We start from the raw sequence: 23,077 nt of genomic DNA, 5'->3' as shown, positions 1-23,077 counted from the left end.
CGTCCGACGGGCAAGAGCCTCTGAACCGGGAACACATCACGTGTTCCTGGTGAATAGGCTCGGTTCCTGAACCCGGCTTTTCGATTCCACTTAGCGGATGCCAGCGCAAGCCCTCCGCGCTTCCCAGGGGACACAAAAGCCCCCAGCCGCCGGAGCATGCCCGGATACCGCCCTGTCCCAAGCCCGAAGCGGCGGGCATACAAAACCCAGGGGAAGAACTCCGCTCACCCGCAGATCAGCCCGGCATCCCCGTAACGAAACATGCAAAGCCGCGAAGATGAAAATCCCCCGGGACTCTTGAAACACCAGGGCCAATATGGTAAGATAACCCATAAGAAACGAAGGAGGGACTAAAATGTCTACACAGGGAAATGTTTATGACGTGCTGACGGAGAGGGGCTTTATCGAACAGGCGACCCATCCGGATGAAATCAGGGAATTGCTGGGTAAGGAAAGTGTTACCTTTTATATAGGGTTTGATGCGACGGCGGACAGCCTTACGGCTGGCCATTTTCTGACGATTATGGCTATGATGCATATGCAGCGGGCCGGACACCGCCCCATTGCTCTGCTGGGAGGCGGAACGACGATGATCGGGGATCCTTCCGGGAAATCCGATATGCGTAATATGATGACAAAAGAAAAGATCGATTATAATGCCAAGCGGTTCGCGGAGCAGTTAGGGAGATTTATCGACTTTGATGATGATCATGCGGTCATTGCGAACAATGCGGACTGGCTGCTGGATCTGAATTATGTGGAGTTCCTTCGGGAGATCGGGGTTCATTTCTCGGTCAATAAGATGCTGACTGCTGAGTGTTATAAGCAGAGGATGGAAAAGGGGCTGACCTTTTTTGAATTTAACTATATGCTGATGCAGTCTTATGATTTCTGGAAGCTGAATAAAGAGTACGGCTGTACCATGGAGCTGGGCGGCAACGACCAGTGGTCCAATATTATCGGGGGCGTGGAGCTGATCCGGAGAAAGGAACAGAAGCCGGCATACGGCCTGACCTTTAAGCTGTTAACCACCAGTGAGGGCATCAAGATGGGCAAGACCATGAAGGGAGCCGTCTGGTTGGATCCTGAGAAGACCTCGCCTTATGAATTCTATCAGTACTGGCGGAATATCGAGGATGTAAAGGTGGAAGAATGCCTTTCCCTGCTGACCTTCCTGCCGATGGACGAGGTGCGCAGGCTGGGAGCGCTAAAAGACGCCGAGATTAATCACGCGAAGGAAGTCCTCGCTTTTGAGATCACCAAGATCGTACACGGGGAGGAAGAGGCGAAGAAAGCCCAGGATGCGGCCAGAGCGCTGTTTGCCAATGGAGGGAAGAGCGACGATATTCCCACCACCACTTACTCCAAAGAACAGCTGGCGGAGGGAATTGATCTGATCACGCTTCTGGTGGATACGAAGCTGGCTCCGACCCGTTCGGAAGCGCGCAGACTGATCCAGCAGGGCGGCGTTACCGTCAATGACGTGAAGGTGACGGAATTTGACAAGAAGTTTACCGGCGATGATTTTGATTCGGATGGTGTGTTATTAATAAAGAAGGGCAAAAAAGGGTATCATCAAATCAAGGAAGGTTAGGTGAGTGAGATGGCTTTTTGGGCGGAATTTGTTAAGACTGTTCTGAGTATGGTATTTATCGCTGCGGTTGCGTTCGGCGGTATCCGGTTCGGCAAATTTTTGCGCGACCGCAAAAGTGCAAAATCAGCCGGAGTTGAGGAGTAAGAACGAAAGGCTCCCATATAACTGATTGACAAAGATTTGAAATATCCATATAATAAAAACACTGGCATAAACGCTGGTGTTTTATTATGTCCTACTGATTTTATGGCCTGAAGTTGGAAAGTGCGCAAGCTAATAGCAGCAGGGCCGTAGTAAATATATGCAAGGATAAATGAATTACCCAGGAGGAAGAGATCGTGAAACAATATGGTGTAAATGAATTGCGGAAAATGTTTTTGGAATTTTTTGAGAGCAAGGGACATCTGGCTATGAAAAGTTTTTCTCTGGTGCCTCATAATGATAACAGCCTGCTCCTCATCAATTCCGGTATGGCTCCTTTGAAACCTTATTTTACCGGTCAGGAGATCCCGCCCAGAAACAGGGTGACCACCTGTCAGAAGTGTATCCGTACCGGTGATATTGAAAATGTAGGAAAAACGGCCCGTCATGGTACGTTTTTTGAGATGCTTGGAAACTTCTCATTTGGCGATTATTTTAAACAGGAGGCGATCGCCTGGACCTGGGAGTTTCTGACTAAGGTGGTAGGGCTGGACCCAGACCGCCTGTATCCGTCTGTTTATCTGGATGATGACGAGGCGTTTGAAATCTGGGAAAAAGAGATCGGCATTCCCGCCGACCGTATTTTCCGTTTTGGTAAAGAGGACAACTTCTGGGAGCATGGCGCAGGCCCCTGCGGCCCCTGCTCCGAGGTGTATTATGACCGCGGGGAGGAATACGGCTGCGGGAAACCGGGATGTACCGTGGGCTGTGACTGCGACCGGTATATGGAAGTATGGAACGATGTATTTACCCAGTTTGAGAGTGACGGCAAAGGAAACTACGAAGAGCTGGAGCATAAAAATATCGATACCGGCATGGGCTTGGAACGGCTGGCAGTGGTCGTTCAGGGAGTGGATTCGATCTTCGATGTGGACACGCTGCAGGCGCTGCGCAATAAGGTCTGTGAATTCGCCAACGTAACCTATAAAGAGAGCGAGGAAACGGACGTATCTATCCGCCTGATCACGGACCACATCCGTTCCGCCACGTTTATGATCTCCGACGGTATTATGCCCACCAATGAGGGCCGCGGCTATGTGCTGCGCCGTCTGATCCGCCGCGCGGCCCGTCACGGACGCCTTCTCGGAATCGAGGACGGTTTCCTTGCGAAGCTCTGCGAATCGGTGATCGAGGGTTCCAGAGACGGATATCCGGAGCTGGAAGAGAAGCGGGACTTCATTATAAAAGTACTGGCTCAGGAAGAAGACAAATTCAGCAAGACCATCGACCAGGGCCTTCATATTCTGGAAGAAATGATGCAGGAGATGAAGGAGAATAATGAGAAAACCCTGTCCGGTGAGCATGCGTTCAAATTATATGACACCTATGGATTCCCTCTGGATCTGACGAAGGAGATACTGGAGGAAGAAGACTTTAATGTAGATGAGGAAGGATTCAAGGCCTCCATGGAGGAACAGCGCCAGAAGGCCCGTAAAGCCAGAAAAGTGACCAACTACATGGGCGCTGATGTCACGGTATATGAATCCATCGATCCGTCCATCACTTCCAAATTCGTCGGATATGAGACGCTGAACCACAGCTCTGCGATCACGGTGCTGACCACGGAGGAAGAATTGGTGGAGGCGTTGGCAGATGGGGAAACGGGAACGGTTATCGTAGAGGAAACCCCTTTCTACGCCACCAGCGGCGGCCAGGTTGCCGACACCGGTATTATCCGCCGGGGAAACAATGAATTTGTAGTGGAAGACACCGTCAAACTGCTGGGCGGCAAGATCGGCCATATCGGAAAAGTGACCAAGGGAATGTTCAAAGTAGGGGACCTGGTGGAACTCAGTGTAGATGCCGGCAAGCGTCAGGCGACGGCCAAAAACCACAGCGCCACCCATCTGCTTCAGAAAGCGCTGCGGACGGTTCTGGGAACCCATGTGGAGCAGGCAGGTTCCTTTGTAAACGGCGACCGTCTTCGTTTCGACTTCACCCATTTTTCAGCGCTGACCCCTGAGGAGCTTGCGAAAGTAGAAGCGATCGTCAATGAAAAAATAGCCGAAAACCTGCCGGTACAGACACAGATCATGACGCTGGAGGAAGCGAAAAAGACAGGCGCCATGGCCCTGTTCGGTGAAAAATACGGAGACAGCGTGCGGGTAGTTCGCATGGGTGATTTCTCAACAGAGCTCTGCGGAGGAACCCATGTCGCCAACACAGGCACTATCAGCGCGTTCAAGATCCTGTCCGAGACAGGAATCGCCGCCGGTGTCCGCAGAATCGAAGCGCTGACGGCAAACGGCGTATTCCATTATTATGATGAGCTGGAAGAAAATCTGGCGGAAGCAGCCAGAATCGTAAAAACAACTCCCGCCTCCCTGACTGTCAAGCTAAACCATCTGATGGCAGAGATGAAGGCGCTCCAGAGCGAGAACGAATCCTTAAAGGCCAAGCTTGCCCAGGATTCATTAGGAGACGTCATGGATCAGGTACAGGAGATCAAGGGCGTCAAATTGCTGGCGGTAAAAGTGGACGACGTGGACATGAACGGCCTGCGCGACCTGGGAGACCAGTTAAAAGACAAACTGGGCGAGGGCGTAATCGTATTAGCCTCCGCCAAAGAAGGCAAAGTAAACCTGGTGGCCATGGCTACAGACACAGCCCTCTCAAAAGGAGCGCACGCAGGGAACCTGATTAAGGGAATCGCCTCCCTGGTGGGCGGCGGCGGCGGCGGACGCCCGAACATGGCTCAAGCCGGCGGTAAAAATCCAGACGGTATCGAAGCGGCTATCCAGGAGACGGCCAAAGTCCTGGAAGCACAAATAAAATAAGAAATAGAAATCCGGGAACACAAGCCGTTCCCCGCAGAAAAATCCGCATAAGTTCCGATTTTTCCGATAATATAGTTGACGAATCTGAAAATTATGCTATAATTACTGTTAGTGCAATAAAATACCCAGACAGTCGGTCGTATGATGCACAATACAAGGCTGGAGGGAGGTTAGGTGTGATACTATGTCGAACGTAATCGTAAAAGAGAACGAGACCTTAGATAGCGCTTTACGTAGATTTAAGAGAAACTGTGCAAAGGCTGGGATCCAGCAGGAAATTCGTAAAAGAGAACATTACGAAAAACCCAGCGTGAAGCGTAAGAAAAAATCAGAAGCGGCTAGAAAACGTAAATACAATTAATTGTGCAGAACCCCTGAGTGCCCAGGCACTCAGGGGTATTTTATTTAATAAAAACTCATAAACACACTCAAAAAACTGATAAACAGACCAATACCCAAACCCAAACCAAATAGCCCATGTAACCCAGCCCAATAAATAGTAGGGAAAAGCGGGAACGGGCGGGGGCTTCGGGGATGGCCGCATACCTTGGGGACGCCAATCGCTTGAGGACGGGCCTTAGAACGGGTTACGCAGATGGAGAGAGAACCCCGCAGGGCCCGGAACACTGTTCGAGCCGCATTCTGGCGAGTTTGTTCCGGGCCCTGCCAATAAGGGGTTCTCCCTCCATCGTAGTTACCCGTTCTTAGGCCCGTCCGAAGCGCTTGGCGACCCCAAGGTATGCGGCCATCCCCGAAGCCCCCGCCCGTTCCCGCTTTTCCCGGCCCTTAATTCATAAAGGAATTCTTAATTTTTCCTAAGGATTGTTAAATTTTTGTTGCACCCGGTTGTTATTTGAAAGCTTATACATTATAATGAACAAGTGATTTGGACAGCAGAAGTGTGAGGATTAGAAAATGAGCAGAAGAAGAAAAAAGAGCGGCGGCGTTTTCTCAGGGTTTGTGGCGGCTGTTCTGAGTTTGGTGATATTTATAAGCTTGACGGGCCTGATCGGGGTCGTATCCATGGAACAGATGGTGAATCAGAAGAATGTCAAGACCGTGGTAAAAGAGCTCAACCTGAAGGAACTGGCCGGCTCCAAGATGGGCGAAGCGCAGAAGTATCTGGTGTTATTCGGGCTTCCCGACGATACCATGGATCAGATACTGGAATCAGACGCTGTCAGCGGATTTATCTCGGATTACGCGACAGACTGTTTGAACTACATCGTTCTGGGCAAAGAGGCAGGGGCGGTTACGGCGGAGGAGCTTTCCAAAGTATTTGGGGAAGGACTTGACGAGGTAGCGCAGAAGAATGGATTGAATATCAGCACGGAGGCGCGTTCGGCGCTGATGTTTGTAGTGGAACAGGCTTCTGATTATGTCGTGGCGGTGATACCGACGCCGCAGCAGGTAGCGGGAAATTTATCCCCGGCCACCTTGAACCTGATACATACGTTGTTCGCGCCAATGACGAAGGTGCTGCTGATTGTGCTGATCGTCTGCATGCTGTTCCTGATCGGTCTTGTACGCCGGAGAATGTCACAGTGTATGCTGTGGGCCGGGATTGCAGCATTGCCCGCCGGGTTGATCTATCTATTCCTCGGCACTATAGGACGGGGGGCCCTGACCGAGACGCTGGCCGGTAACGGGGCGTTGGGCAGTATGGTGGAAGCAGCCGGAAACGGTATTTTCTCCGGTTTTGTGAAATGGGGCGGCATCGCTGCCGCTGCAGCAGTCGTATTATTTATTCTGTATGGAGTTGTAAAGCGCAGGACAGAGGATTGAGTTAAGTACAACCGGTCGTTTTAACGCAAAAAATCTAAAGACAGAAAGGGTGGGAAACAAAAGTGTTGGGACATACGTTTATGGGTGTGGATGTATACTATGTAGTGCATTGGTTTTTTATTTACAGCATACTTGGATGGACGATTGAATCTATCTATATGTCGTTTTGTAACAAGAAACTTACCAACCGTGGTTTTATCCGGGGCCCGATTTGCCCGATTTACGGTGTGGGAGCGCTGACGGTGTATTTTGTACTGAGGCCGTTTGCCGGAAACTATCTGGAGTTATTTGTATTTGGGTCATTGATGGCCACGGCGATTGAATTCTGTACGGCTAAGATCATGATCCGGGTATTTGGAGGAGTATGGTGGGACTATACTGAGAAACCCTTTAATTACCAGGGGATTATCTGCCTGGAGAGTTCGATCGTATGGGGACTTTACTCAGTATTTGAGTTTTGGTTCCTTCAGAGCTTTGTGGAACGGATCGTGAAATCTTATCCGGTCATGTTTGGAAGAATCCTTGGATTCGTCCTGATCTGCTATTACCTGTCTGCCTTCTGCACGAAGATTTACCGTAACAGGAAAGAGGATCAAGGCAGCGGCGGAATATTTTATATATCGTAAGACAACTTGCTGCATAAAAAGAAATTGACAGATAATATGAAAAATATTCAAAAATAGTGTTGACAATTTGGACAAAACCTCCTATAATAAAAACATCAAAAGAAATCAAGAAAGAGAGGTACGGACCACCAAAAACTTAAGCTTTTCATTCAAAGTCTAAGCAAAGGAGGTACAGACCACCGAGAACGTAAAGTTTACATCAGATTTCTAATTAAGGAAGGTATAGTCCAATGGACCAAGTGAATTAAAGAGGGAGTGTCTAAGAAGAGATTAGATGCTCCCTTTTTTGTTGCGTTTATAAGGAGAATGAAGTGGAAAACCCGGATGTGACCGGTAAAAGCACCTGGATTCGTTCCGCAAAATTACCCGTGCAAAGATATCCTGTGCGGTAATGGGTTAAAACTTTATCTTATTAAAGAAAATGGATGTTTGTATACAGAAATAGGTTGACAAATAATATCAAAAATAGTATGATTACAAACAAGCTGAAGGCTTCTTTCCATAGGAGTCTTCATCGTTTTTGGCCTTTTTCCAGGCACAATCTTTTACACATTTTAAGGAGGAGAACTTTATGAAAAAGAAACTGGTTTCACTTATGTTAGTTTCTGTAATGGCACTGTCTTTAGTGGCCTGCGGCTCGAAAGAAGAAGGCGGCGCGCCGGCAGAAGACAGCAAACCTGCGGCAGATGACGCGGCAGCCGATGCTTCAGACGCGGACGCGGATGCCAATGCAGCGCCTGTAGCAGGAGAGAATACATTTGTTATCGGAGGTTTAGGGCCCCTGACCGGTTCCGCTGCTTCCTACGGAAATTCCGTTAAGCAGGGCGCCGAGATCGCGATCAAAGAGATCAACGATGCAGGCGGCGTTAAGGTAGGAGATACTACATATCAGTTATCGCTGAACTTTAAAGATGATGAGGCAAGTGAGGAAACCGTAGTTCCCGCTTACCAGTCACTGATGGATGACGGAATCAACGCACTGCTCGGTACGGTTACCAGCGGCGCCGGCCTGGCGATCACAGACCTGACGTTCCAGGACGGAATCCTTCAGATCACTCCTTCCGGTTCCGCGATCGCTTGTATCGAGAACGACAACGCGTTCCGTATCTGCTTTACCGACCCGCTGCAGGGCCAGGCTATGGCAGAGTACATGGTAGATAAAAAAGGATTGAAGAAAATCGCAGTGATCTATAATACCTCTGATGAATACAGCACAGGTATTAAGGATAAATTCGAAGAAGTAGTAGCGGAAAAAGGCGGCGAGATCGTTGCCAGCGAAGCGTTCCAGAAGGATGATGTAGACTTCTCCGCACAGCTGACCAAGATCAAATCCACAGACGCGGAAGCTATCTTCGTACCTGCATACTACAACGATGCGGCCTATATCACCGCACAGGCCAACGACATGGGAATGAGCCTTCCCTTCTTCGGCAGTGACGGATGGGACGGAGTCCTGGCAGCCGTTACAGATCCGGCCTTTGTAGAAGGAGCTATTTTCTTAAGCCCGTTCCTGGCCAGTGATGACAGCGCGAAAGATTTCACAACTGCTTATGAGGCTGCTTACAGCGCGACTCCTGATCAGTTCGCGGCGGATGGTTATGATACCGTATACGTAATGAAAGCGGCTATGGAAAAAGCGGGTTCCATTGAGAGCGCAGATCTGATCGCTGCAATGGACGGCCTGACCGTAGACGGCCTGACCGGAACCATGACCTTTGATAAGAGCGGTGAACCGAACAAGGGTGCAAAATTCATCGAGATTAAAGAAGGACAGTACGCTTATACAGCAGATTAATGAAAAAGGACAGGGCGTCATCTCTATGACGCCCTTTTTCCGGTTGTTGATAGGAACTAAGGATTCGGTTGATACATATTTTGCAAGAGAGCTTGAAAGATATGTATCAATCGAAATATGAGAGGTGAGAGGATGCTGACAAATATCATAGAACAGTTGCTCAACGGCTTGAGGACGGGCAGTATCTATGCGTTGATCGCTCTGGGCTACACGATGGTTTACGGAATTGCGAAAATGATCAATTTTGCTCACGGCGATATCATTATGGTAGGAGCTTACGCTCTGTATGTGGCCATCATTAATATGCAGCTGCCGGCGATTCCGGCTGTGCTGCTGACCTGCGTTACCTGTGCGGTCCTGGGTGTGGTGATTGAGAAAGTAGCTTACAAACCTCTGCGGAAGGCGCCGCCTCTGGCCGTGTTGATTACGGCGATCGGCGTCAGCTATTTCCTGCAGAGCGCTTCGCTGTTGATTTTCGGAGCGACCCCGATTCCGTTCAAATCCATTATCAATGTGCCGGCGGTCAAGCTTGGCAGTGTTACGGTTTCCGGCCTGACGATCGTAACTCTTATAGTCACCACGGTCTGCATGATCGCGCTGACTCTATTTATCAATAAAACAAAAGCGGGAAGCGCCATGAGAGCGGTGTCGGAAGATAAAGGCGCGGCATCGCTGATGGGGATCAATGTAAACAGAACCATCTCCATGACTTTTGCGATCGGCTCTTTTCTGGCGGCCGTCGCAGGAATCCTGTACATATGCCAGTATCAGTCCCTGCGGCCCACCCTTGGCGCCCTGCCCGGCATCAAAGCCTTCGTGGCTGCCGTTCTGGGCGGTATCGGCAGCGTGCCCGGAGCTATGATCGGCGGTATCCTGCTGGGTATCATTGAAAGTATTTCCAAAGCTTATATTTCTACGGAACTTGCGGATGCAATCGTATTTGGCGTGCTGGTTGTGGTGCTGCTGGTGAAGCCGTCCGGCCTCATGGGCAAAAACAGTACAGAGAAAGTGTAGGTGGGGACCGTGAAAAAGAAAATAAGCAAAGGATTTATTCTGGAGATTGCTTTTATTATTGCTTCTTATGTTCTGCTCACGATACTGATGAAGAGCGGAATGTTAAACCGGCAGTATACGGCGCTGATCGTTCCCGTCGGAGTCAATATTATGCTGGCGGTATCCCTGAATCTGGTTACCGGTTTCCTGGGGGAATTATCCCTGGGGCATGCCTGTTTTATGTCGATTGGTGCTTATACGGGGGCTCTGATTTCCACTTCCATGGAACTGCCGTCCTATGCGGAATTCTTCCTGGCGTTGATCGCAGGCGGCGTGATGGCGGCGGTGTTCGGCTTCCTGATCGGCGTACCGGTTTTAAGACTGCACGGGGATTATCTGGCGATTGTAACACTGGCTTTTGGTGAAATCGTAAAATCTGTCCTGAATGCGCTGCCGTTTACGAATGGCTCCAAGGGGCTTTCCAAAATACCCATGTACTCCAACTATCAGCATTATACGCTGGTGTTTATCCTGGTCATCCTGACGATCGTCATTATAACAAATCTGGTAAAATCGCGGCATGGGCGGGCGATCTGTTCCCTGCGCGATAACTATATCGCATCCGAGTCCATCGGTATACCGGTGAGCCGTTTTAAAGTGCTGGCGTTTGTCATCGGTGCATTTTTCGCGGGGATTGCCGGGGTGGTCTATGCCCATAACGTAGGTATTATCAAGCCTACGACCTTTGATTACAACAAATCCATTGAGATTCTGGTTATCGTGGTTTTAGGCGGTATGGGAAGTATCAAGGGATCGATTATCGCTGCGGTCATTCTGACCGTGCTGCCGGAAATGCTGCGGGGCGCGGACGATTACCGGATGCTGTTATATTCCATCGTATTGATCGTTATGATGCTCTTTAACAACTCGGAAGTCAAAGAACGGCTTCTGGAGATGAATCTGTTTAAGCGTCACCAAAAGGAGGTTGATTAATATGGCTTTATTGGAAGTCAATGGTTTAGGGATCTCTTTTGGCGGCCTGCGGGCGGTGGATGATTTTACGATCAATATAGAAAAAGGGATGCTGTACGGGCTGATCGGCCCCAATGGCGCGGGAAAAACGACCGTGTTCAACATGCTGACCGGTGTTTACCGGCCGAACAACGGAACGATTAAACTGGACGGAGAAAATCTGGTGGGTAAAAGCCCGGCGCAGATCTGTCAGACCGGAGTGGCCAGAACGTTTCAGAATATCCGGCTGTTTAAGAAAATGACGGTGCTGGATAATGTGAAGGTAGCGCTGCACAATGAGACGAAGTATTCTCTGTGGACTTCTATGTTCCGGCTTCCGGGATATTTTAAGAAGGAAAAAGAGATGGACCAAAGGGCTTTGGATATACTGGCTGTATTCGGTCTGGAGGGTCAGGCACAGGTTATGGCCTCCAATCTTCCCTACGGACAGCAGAGGAAGCTTGAGATCGCCAGAGCGCTGGCCACGAATCCTAAGCTGCTTTTGCTGGATGAGCCGGCGGCCGGTATGAACCCCAATGAGACGGCGGAGCTGATGGAGACGATCAAATTGGTCCGTGATAAATTTGACGTAACGATACTGCTGATCGAGCATGACATGAAGCTGGTGGCAGGTATCTGCGAGTATTTGACGGTATTGAATTTCGGCACGGAACTGGCCAGCGGGACGCCGGATGTGGTATTGCACGATCCGGCCGTTGTTACGGCATATCTGGGCGAGTAGGAGGTGGATGACATGGCAATGTTAAAAGTTACGGATCTGAAAGTATATTATGGTGTCATCCAGGCGATCAAAGGAATTTCATTCGAGGTAAACCAGGGTGAGGTTATCGCGCTGATCGGGGCCAATGGAGCCGGCAAGACGACAATACTGCACACGGTAACCGGCCTGATCCCGCCTAAGAACGGCAGGATTGAATTTGAAGGAAAAGACATCACGAAACTGCAGGGGCATAAAATCGTATCCCTCGGTATGGCCCATGTGCCGGAGGGGCGGCGCGTGTTTGCATCCCTGACGGTTCTGGAGAACTTAAAACTGGGGGCCTATACGAGAAAGAACAAAGAGGAGATCAACGCTTCCCTGGAAATGGTATATAAGCGGTTTCCCCGGCTGGAAGAGAGAAAAAGCCAGCTGGCGGGGACGTTATCCGGAGGGGAACAGCAGATGCTGGCTATGGGACGGGCACTGATGTCCAAACCCAGGATACTGCTGATGGATGAGCCTTCCATGGGGTTGTCGCCCATCTATGTAAATGAGATTTTTGATATTATCAAGCAGGTCAGCGCCGAGGGCACTACGGTCCTTCTTGTGGAGCAGAACGCGAAGAAGGCGTTGGAAATCGCCGACCGGGCTTATGTGCTGGAAACCGGCAACATTGCGCTGGAAGGAAAAGCTTCCGATCTGATGAACAATGAATCGGTGAAAAAAGCGTATCTGGGAGAGTAGGGGGAATCATCATGAGTCATATGATTATTGCAATTGCGAGGCAGTACGGCAGCGGCGGTAAGACCATCGGCCATATGCTGGCAAAGGACCTGGGAATTCCCTGCTATGACAGGGAGATTATGAAAATGGCGTCCGAAGACAGTGGAATCAGCGAGCAGCTGTTCGCCCAGGCGGATGAGAAGCTGCGCAATTCCCAGCTGTTTAAGATGGCCAGCACCGTCTACAAAGGCGAGCTGATCGGGCCGGAGAGCGATGAGTTTGTATCGAATGATAATCTGTTTAACTATCAGGCAAAGATCCTAAAGGAACTGGCGCAGACTGAAGATTTTGTTGTGATCGGCCGTGCGGCGGACTTTGTGCTGAGGGATGAGCCGAGACTGACCCGGGTGTTCGTACATGCGCCCCATGATTACTGTATGGCCAGAGCTATGGAACGCAACAGCATGACCGAGAAAGAGATGGAGCGGTTTATCCAGAAAACCGATAAGCACCGGGCGGAATATTACAAATATTACACCGGAAGCGAGTGGGAGGATGTAAATAACTATGATCTGTGCCTGAACAGCAGCCGGTTAGGTTTTGAAGGCTGCGTGGAGGCGATTAAGTCTTACATTCAGATCCGGGATAAATACGGGGATGAGAGCGGAATCTGTTCTTATTGACGGTAAATATAATGTGAAATGCGGAGGCTGTAACACAGTGGAGTTGGCTGTGTTATGGCTTCTTTTTAGTTTTTTGACATAATTTTCCCCGATCCCTATTACATTAGTAGTAGAAAATAAAACAGGGGAGAATTACATGAAACGTATTCTGACTTTCATTTTAACCGCCGGACTGTGTTTATCTTTGCTCCCGGCGGCACCTGTATATGCGGAAGAGACACCTGAACAGCAGGAAGGCCAGGAAGCACAGGAAGGCCAGGAAAACCAGGAGGAGCAGAGCGGACAGGAAACGGAAGATGCGCAGGACGGACAGGAGTCCCAGGATAACCAGAATGCCCAGCAGGCGCCGGCCACAGAGGGACTGGATCTGGCTGCCCCGTCGGCAATTCTGCTGGAGGCCTCCACCGGACAGGTGATTTACGAAAAGAACAGTACCGAGAGGCTCAGACCCGCCAGTATCACGAAGATTATGACGTTGATCCTAACCTTTGACGCTCTGGCGGAAGGGAAAATACATCTGCAGGATGAAGTCACCACCAGCGCCTATGCGAAATCTATGGGAGGTTCGCAGGTATTCCTGGAAGAAGGGGAAAAACAGACCGTAGAGACATTGATCAAATGCATCGTGGTGGCGTCCGGAAATGACGCTTCCGTAGCTATGGCGGAGTTTATCGCCGGCAGCGAACCGGAGTTTATCGGCATGATGAACGCCAGGGCACAGGGATTGGGGATGGAGCAGACTCATTTTGAGGACTGCTGCGGCCTGACCGAGTCAGACACACATCTGACATCAGCCAGGGACGTAGCCATCATGTCCCGGGAACTCATTACGAAATACCCGGAAATACATAAATATTCCTCGATCTGGATGGAGGATATCACCCATGTAACGAACCAGGGCTCCTCCCAGTTCACATTGTCAAACACCAACAAACTGGTGCGCCAGTACGACGGCTGCAACGGCCTGAAGACAGGCAGTACGAGTCTGGCAAAATACTGCGTCTCAGCCACTGCCGAACGCAATGGGGTACAGCTGATCGCGGTGGTTATGGCGGCTCCTGATTTCAAGGTGCGGTTCCAGGACGCGTCGAAAATGCTGGATTTCGGGTTCGCAAAAGCCAGGACCTACGAAGACCGGAATCAGGACCCTCTTCCCAATGTAGCGGTGAAAAAAGGGGTGGAGGACCAGGTAGGGATCGCCTACTCAGGTGAATTCCACTATCTGGATTTAAACGGCGCCGACTTAAGCGGAGTAACCAAAGAGATCCGTGTGGAACCCGAGACCGAAGCGCCGGTAGCCAAGGATGGTATCGCCGGCCAGGCGGTTTACCTGCTGAACGGCCAGGAAATCGGAAAAGTGGACATCAAGTTTGTCCAGGATGTAGCCAAAGCGACGTTTAAGGACTATCTGGGAAGGGCTTTCGGCAATCTTTTGCTGTAGTTGCTCCGCATTCCATTTCGTTCCAGGGACTGCGTTACCTGCCGGCGTACCGTTTCCGGTATTCCTGTGGTGTCCGACCGAAGTATTCCCGGAAGGTTTTTCCAAAATAGCTGCTGGTGCAGAAGCCATTGAGCATCCCTACGTTTACGACCGACTCGTCCGTCTCCCGGAGCATGGCGGCGGCCTGCAGAATGCGGTATTGGATGACGTACTCCATCGGCGACATCTGCAGATTCTTTTTGAAACAGCGGGTACATTCCCGCTTGCTTAGGCAGGCTACGGAGGCGATATCTTCCAGCAAGATTTTTTCCGTGTAGTGGGTGTGGATAAACTGCAGCATATCCCGGATCCGCTCATTGTCGGCCAGAGCCCGGGGCTGTTTGCTGAAGATCAGTTCCTCATTTTCCAGATAAAGCGTCTTCCAGATTTCCGTAAAATACTCCCGCAGCTTGAATTCATAAAACAATTCCTCACCCTTAGCCACGTCATAAGCCTTCTTAAGGAGCGCCTGCACAAGCCGGTGCTCCTTTGTATTTTGATCAAACCGGTAAAACTCCAGGGTATGGCAGTTCAGAACCGGCTTCAGATATTTCTGCTCAAAGACGCTGTTGAGAAAGCCGCCCAGGAACAGTGTGCTGAATTTGTGGGCGGTAAAGATCACGTCGTTAGAGGAATCCAGCGAAGTTTCCGTGTGTAATACATTGGAATTGACGAAGCCTCCGGTACCTTCCGATACCGCATAGCGGTTGTTGTTGGTGGTATATACCAGAGTGCCTTTTAAAATATAGAAAAATTCCACTTCTTCATGCCAGTGCCAGGGCACGGTATGTCCGATATAATTCTTCATATTACAGTAATGGACGCTGTAGGGAAATTCCGGCGTCATTCCCTCGATCATTTCCTGCCGGTTGTTGCTCAGGCGTATTTCGTTGATTATCATGTTCGGCCTCATCCTTTTTGAGTAATGTTTTTGTAATTGATTTGTGTAATTTGTACAGATAGAACATGAGTTTTGCTTTGCAATATTCTGATTTGTCAAAAATGGCTTGATAATTATATGAAAAGTCCAAAATATTATATTAATACGGCAAAAACATCTTTATAATTATATTATACTCAAATGCGAAAAGCAACCGGTTGAAAATAAATTCATCATAAAGTTAAGGAGTGAGCAAGGAGAAGAGAGTTTGGGAAATGGTATAGCAGGAACTTTTAGAGCCTGAAAGGAGGAGGTTATGGAGGAGTTGTTAAAGGCCAGTCATATATCCAAGTTTTTCCCCGGAGTCCGGGCCCTGCAGGATGTCAATATCACTGTAAACAGCGGAGAGATATTGGGGCTGCTGGGCGAGAACGGAGCCGGAAAATCTACGCTGCTAAATGTCTTAAGCGGCATCTACCAGCCGGACGAGGGGGAGATCCGGGTGAGAGGGCAGTCTGTGAAGATGCAGGGAGTGAATGACGCGTTTGAACTGGGCATCGCCATTGTGCACCAGGAACTGAAACTGCACAGCAATATGAGTGTGGCGGAGAATATTTATATGGGGCGGCTTCCGAAAAACCGGCTGGGGACCGTCCAATACAAAAAACTATATCAACAGGTGGAAGAGCTGCTAAGCGCTTACGGCCTGAAGCTGAACCCCCACAAAGAAGTCCGGCTTTTATCCATCGCGGAGCAGCAGCTGACGGAGATCGCCAAGGTGCTCTCCTATAACGCCAAGGTGATCCTTATGGATGAACCCACATCGTCGCTGACAACGGAGGAGACACAGAATCTATTTCGCACGATGGAAGTGCTGAAAAAGAAAGGCGTGGGTATCGTATTTATTTCTCACAAGCTGGAGGAGATCGCGGAATGCTGTGACCGGGTCCAGGTCTTAAGAGACGGACAGGACATGGGAGAGAAGCCGGTTAAGGAAGTATCGGAAAATGAGCTGATCCGGATGATGGTCGGCAGGGAGATATCCCAGAGATTCCCGGCCAAGACCAACAGACCGGGAGAGCCGTTTTTAGAAGTCAGGAACCTGAACAGGGGAAAGTATGTAAAAGATGTGAGCTTCACCGTGAGGCGCGGCGAGGTATTCGGGATCGCGGGACTTGTGGGAGCGGGCAGAAGTGAACTGGTACGTCTGATCTTCGGAGCGGATAAAAAGGACAGCGGTGAGATCCTGATGAACGGGCAGAAGATCGACATCAAAAGTCCCAGGGACGCGATCCGAAACGGCATCTACCTGGTTCCGGAAGACCGGAAAAAACAGGGACTGATTCTGGCGCAGGATGTTGAGAACAATACGGTACTGTCCATGATCTATAAAATACGCAAGGCCTTCGGTTATATAGACACCCCGAAAGAAAAAGTGATGGCAGATGAACAAATCGAGGCCTTACATATTAAGTGCACCGGAAAAGAGCAGATTACGGGAACCCTTTCCGGGGGAAACCAGCAAAAGGTGGTTATCGGTAAGTGTATGCTGACCAACCCGGAAGTGATGATACTGGACGACCCGACCAGAGGGATCGATATTGGTACAAAAGCGGAAATCTATGAACTGATCAATGAGGTGACGAATTCCGGACGCTCGGTAATCCTGATTTCTTCGGAAATGCCCGAGGTGATTAAAATGAGTGACCGGGTGGCGGTGATGCATGAAGGCAGGATCACCGGAATCCTGGAACACGATGAGCTAACCCAGGAACAGGTGATCAAGTATGCCATCGGAGGATGAGAAACGGAGGAAAAAGATGAAGAAATCAACAGATGCTGTCATAGCACAGAATAAGCAAAATCCAGTGGCGGGATTCCTTTCTCAAAACATCATACTGGCCGCTCTGGTAGTTATGTGCCTGATACTGACCATATGTACCCCCAGGTTTCTGACAGTAAAGAACATCATGAATATTCTGATGCAGTCCACCACCATGGGGATGGCCGCAGTGGGTATGACGTATGTCGTGATCACGGGGGGCATCGATCTGTCCGTGGGATCTGTCCTGGCGCTTTCTGCCGCCCTGGGAGCGGCTGCCATGAAAAATGGTGCGCCGGTGGTGATCGGAGTTCTGATTATGCTGTCCGTGTCAACCGCCTTTGGATTCATACAGGGGATACTGATTAGCAGGCTCAAGGTACCGGCTTTTATCGTAACACTGGCCGGGATGTCCATCGGGCGGGGATTTACACTGGTATTTACACAGGGAAAGACGATCTCCGGCATACCGAAGAGCTACCAGCTGATCGGAAACGGCTATATCGCGGGTGTTATCCCGATCGCCGTCCTGATTATGTTTTTGGTATACCTGGTTGCCTTCTATGTCCTGAAGTTTACAACCTTCGGACGGGGGATCTATGCGCTGGGCGGTAACCGGGAAGCGACGGAATTGTCCGGTATCCACACGAAACGGATCGAAATGTGTGTCTATGGAGTCAGCGGATTCACAGCGGGACTGGCCGCTATGATACTGACGGCCCGGCTGGGAACGGCCGTATCCACAGCGGGAGACTGCCTGGAGATGGATGCCATCGGAGCTGCCGTAATCGGAGGCGCCAGCCTGGCAGGAGGCCGCGGTACCATGAAGGGAACGCTGGTAGGCGTATTGATCTTAAGTGTTCTGAATAACGGCATGAATCTTCTGAATGTGAATACATTCTATACCGGAGTGGTACGGGGAGTCGTGATCCTGATCGCGGTACTTCTGGACACTCTGAAAAACAGAAATGAGTTAGCGTAATTTAGGGCTGATAGAATCGGCATATAGGAATCATGCGGCAAATACCCTGTTCTCTTAGTGAACGATGAAGCCTGGCGAAATATCACACAACGATATGTAAGGTTTACATTACAAAACATCTGGGGATGACATGCTATAAATTAAAAACTCTACACGGTAAGCAGAGGAAAAAGTAAAAAAGTACGAAGTAAACCGAAAAACAGGCAGGTCCGTTACGATTTCCTATATAGATTTTATTTCGATAAAAAAGTAAATGAGGAAGGTATTGGAGCATTCCAAAGAAGGAGGTAGCACTATGAAAAAAAGTTTTAAAAAGGTATTGACCGTTTTCGTATGTATGACCATGGTGATGGCAGCATTAAGCGCCTGCGGCGGCCAGAAAGAAGAACCGGCGGCATCCGGGGGGACGGCCGGCAGTTCAACGGAGGACACCAAACCGGCAGAACCGGCAGCAGCATCGACTCCGGATTCTGCAGGAGATCAGGCACCGGCGGCAGGGGACATCACGATCGGTACCAGCATATCAACACTGACCAACGAATTCTTTGTAGCCATGAAACTGGGGCTGGAAGAAGCAGCCGAGGCAAACGGTGTGAAGCTTGTGGAGACCAATGCGGACAATGATACGGCGAAACAGACATCCCAGATCGAAGACTTGATTTCCCAGGGAGCCAATGCCATTATCTGCAATCCAATTGACAGTGACGCTATCGTCACCGCACAGCAGAAAACCATAGACGCGGGGATCCCTCTGATCTACGCGGACCGCGGATCTACCAGCGACGGCTATACCGCATTCCTGGCGACAGACAATGTGGCCATGGGCGCCATCGCTGCCGACAAAATCGCGGAGTTCCTGACGGAAAAATACGGTGAACCCAAAGGCAAAGTCGTAGAGATCGAAGGACTGGCGGGCGCATCGGCGACCAGAGACCGCGGAGAAGGCTTCCATAAGCAGCTGGAAGCAAAATATCCGGATATCGAAGTAGTGGCCCAGCAGGCAGGCGATTTTAACCAGGAGACATCCCTGAATGTGATGCAGAACATCATCCAGGCACAACCGGAATTCGACGCCGTATACGGACACAATGACGACTGTACCCTGGGCTCGCTCAAAGCAATCGAAGGCGCGGGACTTTTAAAACCCGCCGGTGATAAAGAACACATCTATATCGTTGGTATCGACGGTGTGGCCGACGCGCTGGAAGCCATCCGCCAGGGAAGCATCGACGTGACCATATCCCAGGATCCCATCGGCATGGGGAAAAAGGCTATCGAGCTGGCGATCCAGGCAGTCAACGGGGAAACGGTCGAAAAGGATCAGATTCAGGGCCACTATGTAATCGACTCCACTAACGTGGATGATGAGACCAATTGGGCAAATGCGGTAAAATAAGCAATACAATAAAATAAGCAATACAGTAAATAAGCAATACAGTAAAATAAGCAATGGATACTTACCGTGTAGAGTATGTGCGCATACCGCGAACCGCTGCGGTATGCGCATACAACTAAAAATTGAGGCTGGAAAACGCTGGACTAAATGGAGGAGAATATGCTGAAAAATATTCCGGAAGTAATTCCGCCAGAACTGATGCTGGCATTGATGCAAATGGGACACGGGGATGAAATCGTCATCGGTGATATCAATTTTCCGTCTTATACAATGTCCAAACGCTGTGTTTACACAAAAGGAATCAGAGCCACAGAAATTCTGGAAGCAATCTTAAAGCTAATGCCGTTGGATGTCTTCGTACCCGATCCGGTCAATGTGATGACGCCCGGAGAGCTATACGAGGGGACGCCTCCGATCTGGAGCGAGTATGACCGTATTATCCGGGCCAATGACTTCAGCGGGGCGTACAAGGAAATGAAACAGATGGAACGCTTTGCGTTCTATGAAAGGGCAAAAAACAGTTTTGTTGCGGTACAAACCAGTGAGGACGCGCTATACGCGTGTATGATTTTAAAAAAAGGCGTGATCGGAGAGTTCTCAGGAAAATAAGAGCAGACACATTCCCGGAAAATAAAACAAGTTCATTCATGGAAAAGAGAGCAGTTGAATTCATGAAAAATGAAAAGCAGACAAAAAGTTGAGGAGGAATATAATATGGCAAGTAAGATAAAGTACAGTGCAATTATCGGATCGCTGGGGCAGACCTCAGACAGATTTATGAAATGCGGATACAAGGACCCAAAAGTAGATCAGGTAGAATTCCCGGATGTCATCAAAAGTCTGGAGCAGATGCAGGTATTATCCGGCGCGGATCTCTATCAGGCCCCCAGCGGCCCCTACGCTGACCCCGAGGTGGTAAATGAAATTCTTACCAAATCGAATCTGGTAGCCTCCTCCGTTCTTCCTCAGGTCTTCGGTGAACGCAAATATCAGAAGGGTTCCATAGCCGCTGCCGACCCGGCGGTAAGGAAAGAAGCCATGGATCTGTGCAAACAAAACATAGATTTTAATGCCAGCCTGGTGGGCAGTCCCAGTGTCAATCTCTGGCTGGGCCAGGATGGTTTTGACTATCCTCTTCAGACCGACTACACGAAACAGTGGGATTATCTGATCGGCAATGTCCGCGAACTGGCCGATTATAATCCCGACATCAAGCTGACTCTGGAAGGTAAAATCAGAGAGCCCAGAAACCGCTGCCTGATCGATACCACCATGACCGCCCTTTTAGTCTGCATGGAGGTAGACCGCCCCAACGTAGGCGTTGCCATCGACACCGGCCATGTATTTCAGGCACAGCAAAGCGTCGCCCAGAACATCGAGGTGGCCGCCCGCTACCACAAACTGTTCATGATCCATGCCAATGATAATTACAATCTGTGGGATGACGACATGATGGTAGGCGCCCTGCGTCTGACCGAATTTATCGAGATGTTCTACGCCCTGCGGAAAGCAGACTATGACGGTTTCATTTCCGTAGACATCTTCCCTTACCGCGAGAACCAATATGAGGCTACCCGCCAGAGTGTGCTGAATATGCAAAAATACGACGAAGCCATCGACCGGATCGGTTTCGAGCGTCTGGGCGGGCTGATCGAGGAAGGCAATCCCTGCGAGATGACAAAGGTGATCCGGGAATGCCTGTTTAAATAATCAGGGAGAGTTCATCCCCGGATACGGCCGCAGCCCCAGCCCGAAGCGGCGGGCATACCCAAACCCGGGGATGAACTATATTTGAACCATACATCTTATTAAGTCGTTAAGAAACTTCGATTAATTCATAGGTATCCTGACCGATACCCAGCTTTACCGCATGGGCTATGGCCACACGCCAGTCTGTGTTAGGGCTGACGGCGCTGAAATGGTCGTGTCCTTCGTGGTCGCATTCTGCGAGAAGGCTGCCTTTGATGACAGGCTGCGCATTTACCGCATCCGCACAGGCCACATCCAGAGCCACCGGATCAAAGGAGGCAAACATACCGATATCAGGTACGATGGACAGATCATTTTCCGGGTGGCAGTCGCAGAAGGGGGCCACGTCCACAACCAGGCTGATATGGAAATTCGGTCTGCCTGTAATGACGGCCTTGGTATATTCGGCGATCTTCCGGTTCAGAATGTCTTCGGATTCGTCGGAGGCGGGATTTACCGCGTCGCGGGGACAGACCCCGATGCAGCGTCCGCAGCCGGCGCATTTGTCATGATCGATAGCGGCTTTTTTAGAGGAGATGGTGATGGCGTCCTGGGCGCAGACTTTCCGGCAGGAGCCGCAGCCGACACACAGCTCTTGATCTACAAAGGGCTTGCCGGCGCTGTGCATTTCCATCTTTCCGGCCCGGGAACCGCAGCCCATGCCTATATTTTTTAAAGTGCCGCCAAATCCGGTAAGCTCATGGCCTTTAAAATGGGTCAGTGAGATGAAGATATCCGCGTCCATAATGGCCCGCCCGATTTTGGCTTCCTTCACATACTCGCCTCCGGCGACGGGAACCAATACATCGTCGGTACCCTTTAATCCATCCCCGATCAGGATATGGCAGCCGGTGGAAAAGGGGGAGAAGCCGTTTGTGTAGGCGCTGTCTATATGATCCAGCGCGTTTTTGCGGCCGCCCACATAGAGTGTGTTACAGTCGGTCAGAAAGGGTTTTCCGCCCAGCTCCCGGATCACGTCAACTACGGTTTTGGCATAATTAGGCCTTAGATAAGCCAGATTGCCGGGCTCGCCGAAATGCATTTTTACAGCGGTGTATTTCTGATTAAAATCAATGGTACCGATACCTGCTTTTTTGAGCAGGCGCGACAATTTTTCCTGAAGATTTACATCCGTTTTGGTACGCATGTTTGTAAAATAAACTTTAGATTTCTCCATATGAATTCTCCTTTTTTAGCTGTAAGCTTTTGCGGCAGTTTTTACCTCTTCTATGCAATGCATGAATATTAGTCAGCGGGGCTTTTACGGGCGCTGCTAATATGAAATACCATTATTATATCACTGTGGGGGAATATTTGGTATCCTGCAATCTTTGCAGAGGAGCCAAGTTGTTGGAATATTTTGTTAGGGCTCGTACTATAATATGTAATAACGCATATCTTAGAAGGAGGAATCATATGGCCAGAACGAAAAAACCGGTCGAAGAGCGGATCGCGCTGATGCAGGAGGCAATCGAAAAACAAAAGGCGGTAGTCAACAGGGAGAAAAGTAAACTGGTGGATTTGAACCAGGAATACGCGGCTCTTCTGCGGGAGAAAAGAGATAAAGAATTGAATGAGCTCTGTGATTTTATGGAACTGACCGGATTGAGCGTCAATCAGGTAACCGATATAGTAAAAAAAGAAATCATCCCCCAAAGAGCGGAGGAAGAGCAGCAGGGAATTGCATAAAAAATTTTATCGCAGATGCCAAAGAGGTCCTGCATAACAAAGAGGTCCTGCATAAGAAACCGGCTTTGCGGAGAGAACATTATTTTTCTGCGCATATCATAAGCCGGTCCTTATGCCGGACCTCTTTGTTATTCCATAGGAAAATGCTCCTATAGAATAAGAGTTGATGT

21 protein-coding genes are annotated in these 23,077 nt (G+C 49.8%); 19 read left to right on the top strand and 2 right to left on the bottom strand.

Translation table 11 applies throughout. The annotated features are described in order from the left end of the window. The first annotated feature begins 355 nt into the window (after positions 1 to 355). The 13 genes from tyrS to KTH89_RS16740 all read left to right on the top strand — a co-directional run bounded on the left by tyrS (position 356) and on the right by KTH89_RS16740 (position 14,350). Positions 356 to 1,594, top strand: a complete 1,239-nt coding sequence (tyrS, locus tag KTH89_RS16800) for a tyrosine--tRNA ligase (protein ID WP_238722469.1) — start codon at positions 356 to 358, stop codon at positions 1,592 to 1,594. Next, on the top strand, positions 1,595 to 1,738 hold the full coding sequence (locus tag KTH89_RS16795) for a hypothetical protein (protein WP_238722468.1): 144 nt from the start codon (positions 1,595 to 1,597) through the stop codon (positions 1,736 to 1,738). It abuts the gene before it with no gap. Between the two features lie 194 nt (positions 1,739 to 1,932). Beyond that, positions 1,933 to 4,572 (top strand): alanine--tRNA ligase, encoded by a 2,640-nt coding sequence (gene alaS, locus KTH89_RS16790; RefSeq protein WP_238722467.1) that lies wholly within the window; start codon positions 1,933 to 1,935, stop codon positions 4,570 to 4,572. A 184-nt stretch (positions 4,573 to 4,756) separates the two neighbouring features. Further along, positions 4,757 to 4,933: a 30S ribosomal protein S21 gene (gene rpsU / locus KTH89_RS16785; protein WP_021737899.1), complete on the top strand. Its 177-nt coding sequence runs from the start codon at positions 4,757 to 4,759 to the stop codon at positions 4,931 to 4,933. 554 nt (positions 4,934 to 5,487) lie between these two features. Continuing rightward, positions 5,488 to 6,357: a hypothetical protein gene (locus tag KTH89_RS16780; RefSeq protein WP_238722466.1), complete on the top strand. Its 870-nt coding sequence runs from the start codon at positions 5,488 to 5,490 to the stop codon at positions 6,355 to 6,357. 80 nt (positions 6,358 to 6,437) lie between these two features. Beyond that, entirely contained in the window at positions 6,438 to 6,983 is a 546-nt protein-coding gene (locus KTH89_RS16775; protein ID WP_158347956.1) for a putative ABC transporter permease, read from the top strand. A gap of 571 nt (positions 6,984 to 7,554) precedes the next feature. After that, complete coding sequence (locus KTH89_RS16770) at positions 7,555 to 8,778, top strand: ABC transporter substrate-binding protein (RefSeq protein WP_238722465.1); 1,224 nt, start codon at positions 7,555 to 7,557, stop codon at positions 8,776 to 8,778. A gap of 132 nt (positions 8,779 to 8,910) precedes the next feature. After that, on the top strand, positions 8,911 to 9,792 hold the full coding sequence (locus tag KTH89_RS16765) for a branched-chain amino acid ABC transporter permease (protein ID WP_158347919.1): 882 nt from the start codon (positions 8,911 to 8,913) through the stop codon (positions 9,790 to 9,792). A gap of 9 nt (positions 9,793 to 9,801) precedes the next feature. Beyond that, on the top strand, positions 9,802 to 10,764 hold the full coding sequence (locus KTH89_RS16760) for a branched-chain amino acid ABC transporter permease (protein ID WP_238722464.1): 963 nt from the start codon (positions 9,802 to 9,804) through the stop codon (positions 10,762 to 10,764). Between the two features lies 1 nt (position 10,765). Further along, entirely contained in the window at positions 10,766 to 11,524 is a 759-nt protein-coding gene (locus KTH89_RS16755; protein WP_158347921.1) for an ABC transporter ATP-binding protein, read from the top strand. Between the two features lie 12 nt (positions 11,525 to 11,536). Continuing rightward, positions 11,537 to 12,247: an ABC transporter ATP-binding protein gene (locus KTH89_RS16750; protein WP_158347923.1), complete on the top strand. Its 711-nt coding sequence runs from the start codon at positions 11,537 to 11,539 to the stop codon at positions 12,245 to 12,247. A gap of 11 nt (positions 12,248 to 12,258) precedes the next feature. Beyond that, positions 12,259 to 12,909: a cytidylate kinase-like family protein gene (locus tag KTH89_RS16745; RefSeq protein ID WP_158347925.1), complete on the top strand. Its 651-nt coding sequence runs from the start codon at positions 12,259 to 12,261 to the stop codon at positions 12,907 to 12,909. A 136-nt stretch (positions 12,910 to 13,045) separates the two neighbouring features. After that, a complete protein-coding gene (locus tag KTH89_RS16740; protein WP_238722463.1) occupies positions 13,046 to 14,350 on the top strand; it encodes a D-alanyl-D-alanine carboxypeptidase family protein in 1,305 nt (434 codons plus the stop codon). Positions 14,351 to 14,384: 34 nt separating this feature from the next. Here KTH89_RS16740 and KTH89_RS16735 read toward each other — a convergent pair whose 3' ends face one another. Next, positions 14,385 to 15,290, bottom strand: coding sequence for an AraC family transcriptional regulator (locus KTH89_RS16735; RefSeq protein WP_238722462.1), 906 nt, complete (start codon positions 15,288 to 15,290; stop codon positions 14,385 to 14,387). Positions 15,291 to 15,585: 295 nt separating this feature from the next. On the opposite strand from KTH89_RS16735, the gene KTH89_RS16730 reads away from it, so the two are divergent. From KTH89_RS16730 to KTH89_RS16710, 5 genes are all read left to right on the top strand, one after another. Further along, positions 15,586 to 17,073 (top strand): sugar ABC transporter ATP-binding protein, encoded by a 1,488-nt coding sequence (locus KTH89_RS16730; RefSeq protein WP_238722461.1) that lies wholly within the window; start codon positions 15,586 to 15,588, stop codon positions 17,071 to 17,073. A 16-nt stretch (positions 17,074 to 17,089) separates the two neighbouring features. Next, positions 17,090 to 18,073: an ABC transporter permease gene (locus KTH89_RS16725; RefSeq protein WP_158347934.1), complete on the top strand. Its 984-nt coding sequence runs from the start codon at positions 17,090 to 17,092 to the stop codon at positions 18,071 to 18,073. Between the two features lie 295 nt (positions 18,074 to 18,368). Beyond that, entirely contained in the window at positions 18,369 to 19,469 is a 1,101-nt protein-coding gene (locus KTH89_RS16720) for a substrate-binding domain-containing protein (RefSeq protein ID WP_158347936.1), read from the top strand. 159 nt (positions 19,470 to 19,628) lie between these two features. Continuing rightward, positions 19,629 to 20,078 (top strand): RbsD/FucU family protein, encoded by a 450-nt coding sequence (locus KTH89_RS16715; RefSeq protein ID WP_158347938.1) that lies wholly within the window; start codon positions 19,629 to 19,631, stop codon positions 20,076 to 20,078. 105 nt (positions 20,079 to 20,183) lie between these two features. Next, positions 20,184 to 21,179 (top strand): sugar phosphate isomerase/epimerase family protein, encoded by a 996-nt coding sequence (locus tag KTH89_RS16710; RefSeq protein ID WP_238722460.1) that lies wholly within the window; start codon positions 20,184 to 20,186, stop codon positions 21,177 to 21,179. Positions 21,180 to 21,285: 106 nt separating this feature from the next. Here KTH89_RS16710 and KTH89_RS16705 read toward each other — a convergent pair whose 3' ends face one another. Continuing rightward, complete coding sequence (locus KTH89_RS16705; protein WP_158347942.1) at positions 21,286 to 22,395, bottom strand: DUF362 domain-containing protein; 1,110 nt, start codon at positions 22,393 to 22,395, stop codon at positions 21,286 to 21,288. 239 nt (positions 22,396 to 22,634) lie between these two features. Between KTH89_RS16705 and KTH89_RS16700 the strand changes: the two genes are divergently transcribed. Then, positions 22,635 to 22,907 carry a hypothetical protein gene (locus KTH89_RS16700; RefSeq protein ID WP_158347944.1) on the top strand — a complete coding sequence of 91 codons (273 nt, stop codon included), beginning with the start codon at positions 22,635 to 22,637 and terminating at the stop codon, positions 22,905 to 22,907. Positions 22,908 to 23,077 lie beyond the last annotated feature (170 nt).

The organism is Diplocloster agilis, from assembly GCF_019042275.1.
In the GTDB taxonomy this organism is placed as follows: domain Bacteria; phylum Bacillota; class Clostridia; order Lachnospirales; family Lachnospiraceae; genus Diplocloster; species Diplocloster agilis.
Note: the sequence above shows the minus strand (reverse complement) of the source record. Positions and strands in the feature narration are given on the sequence as shown.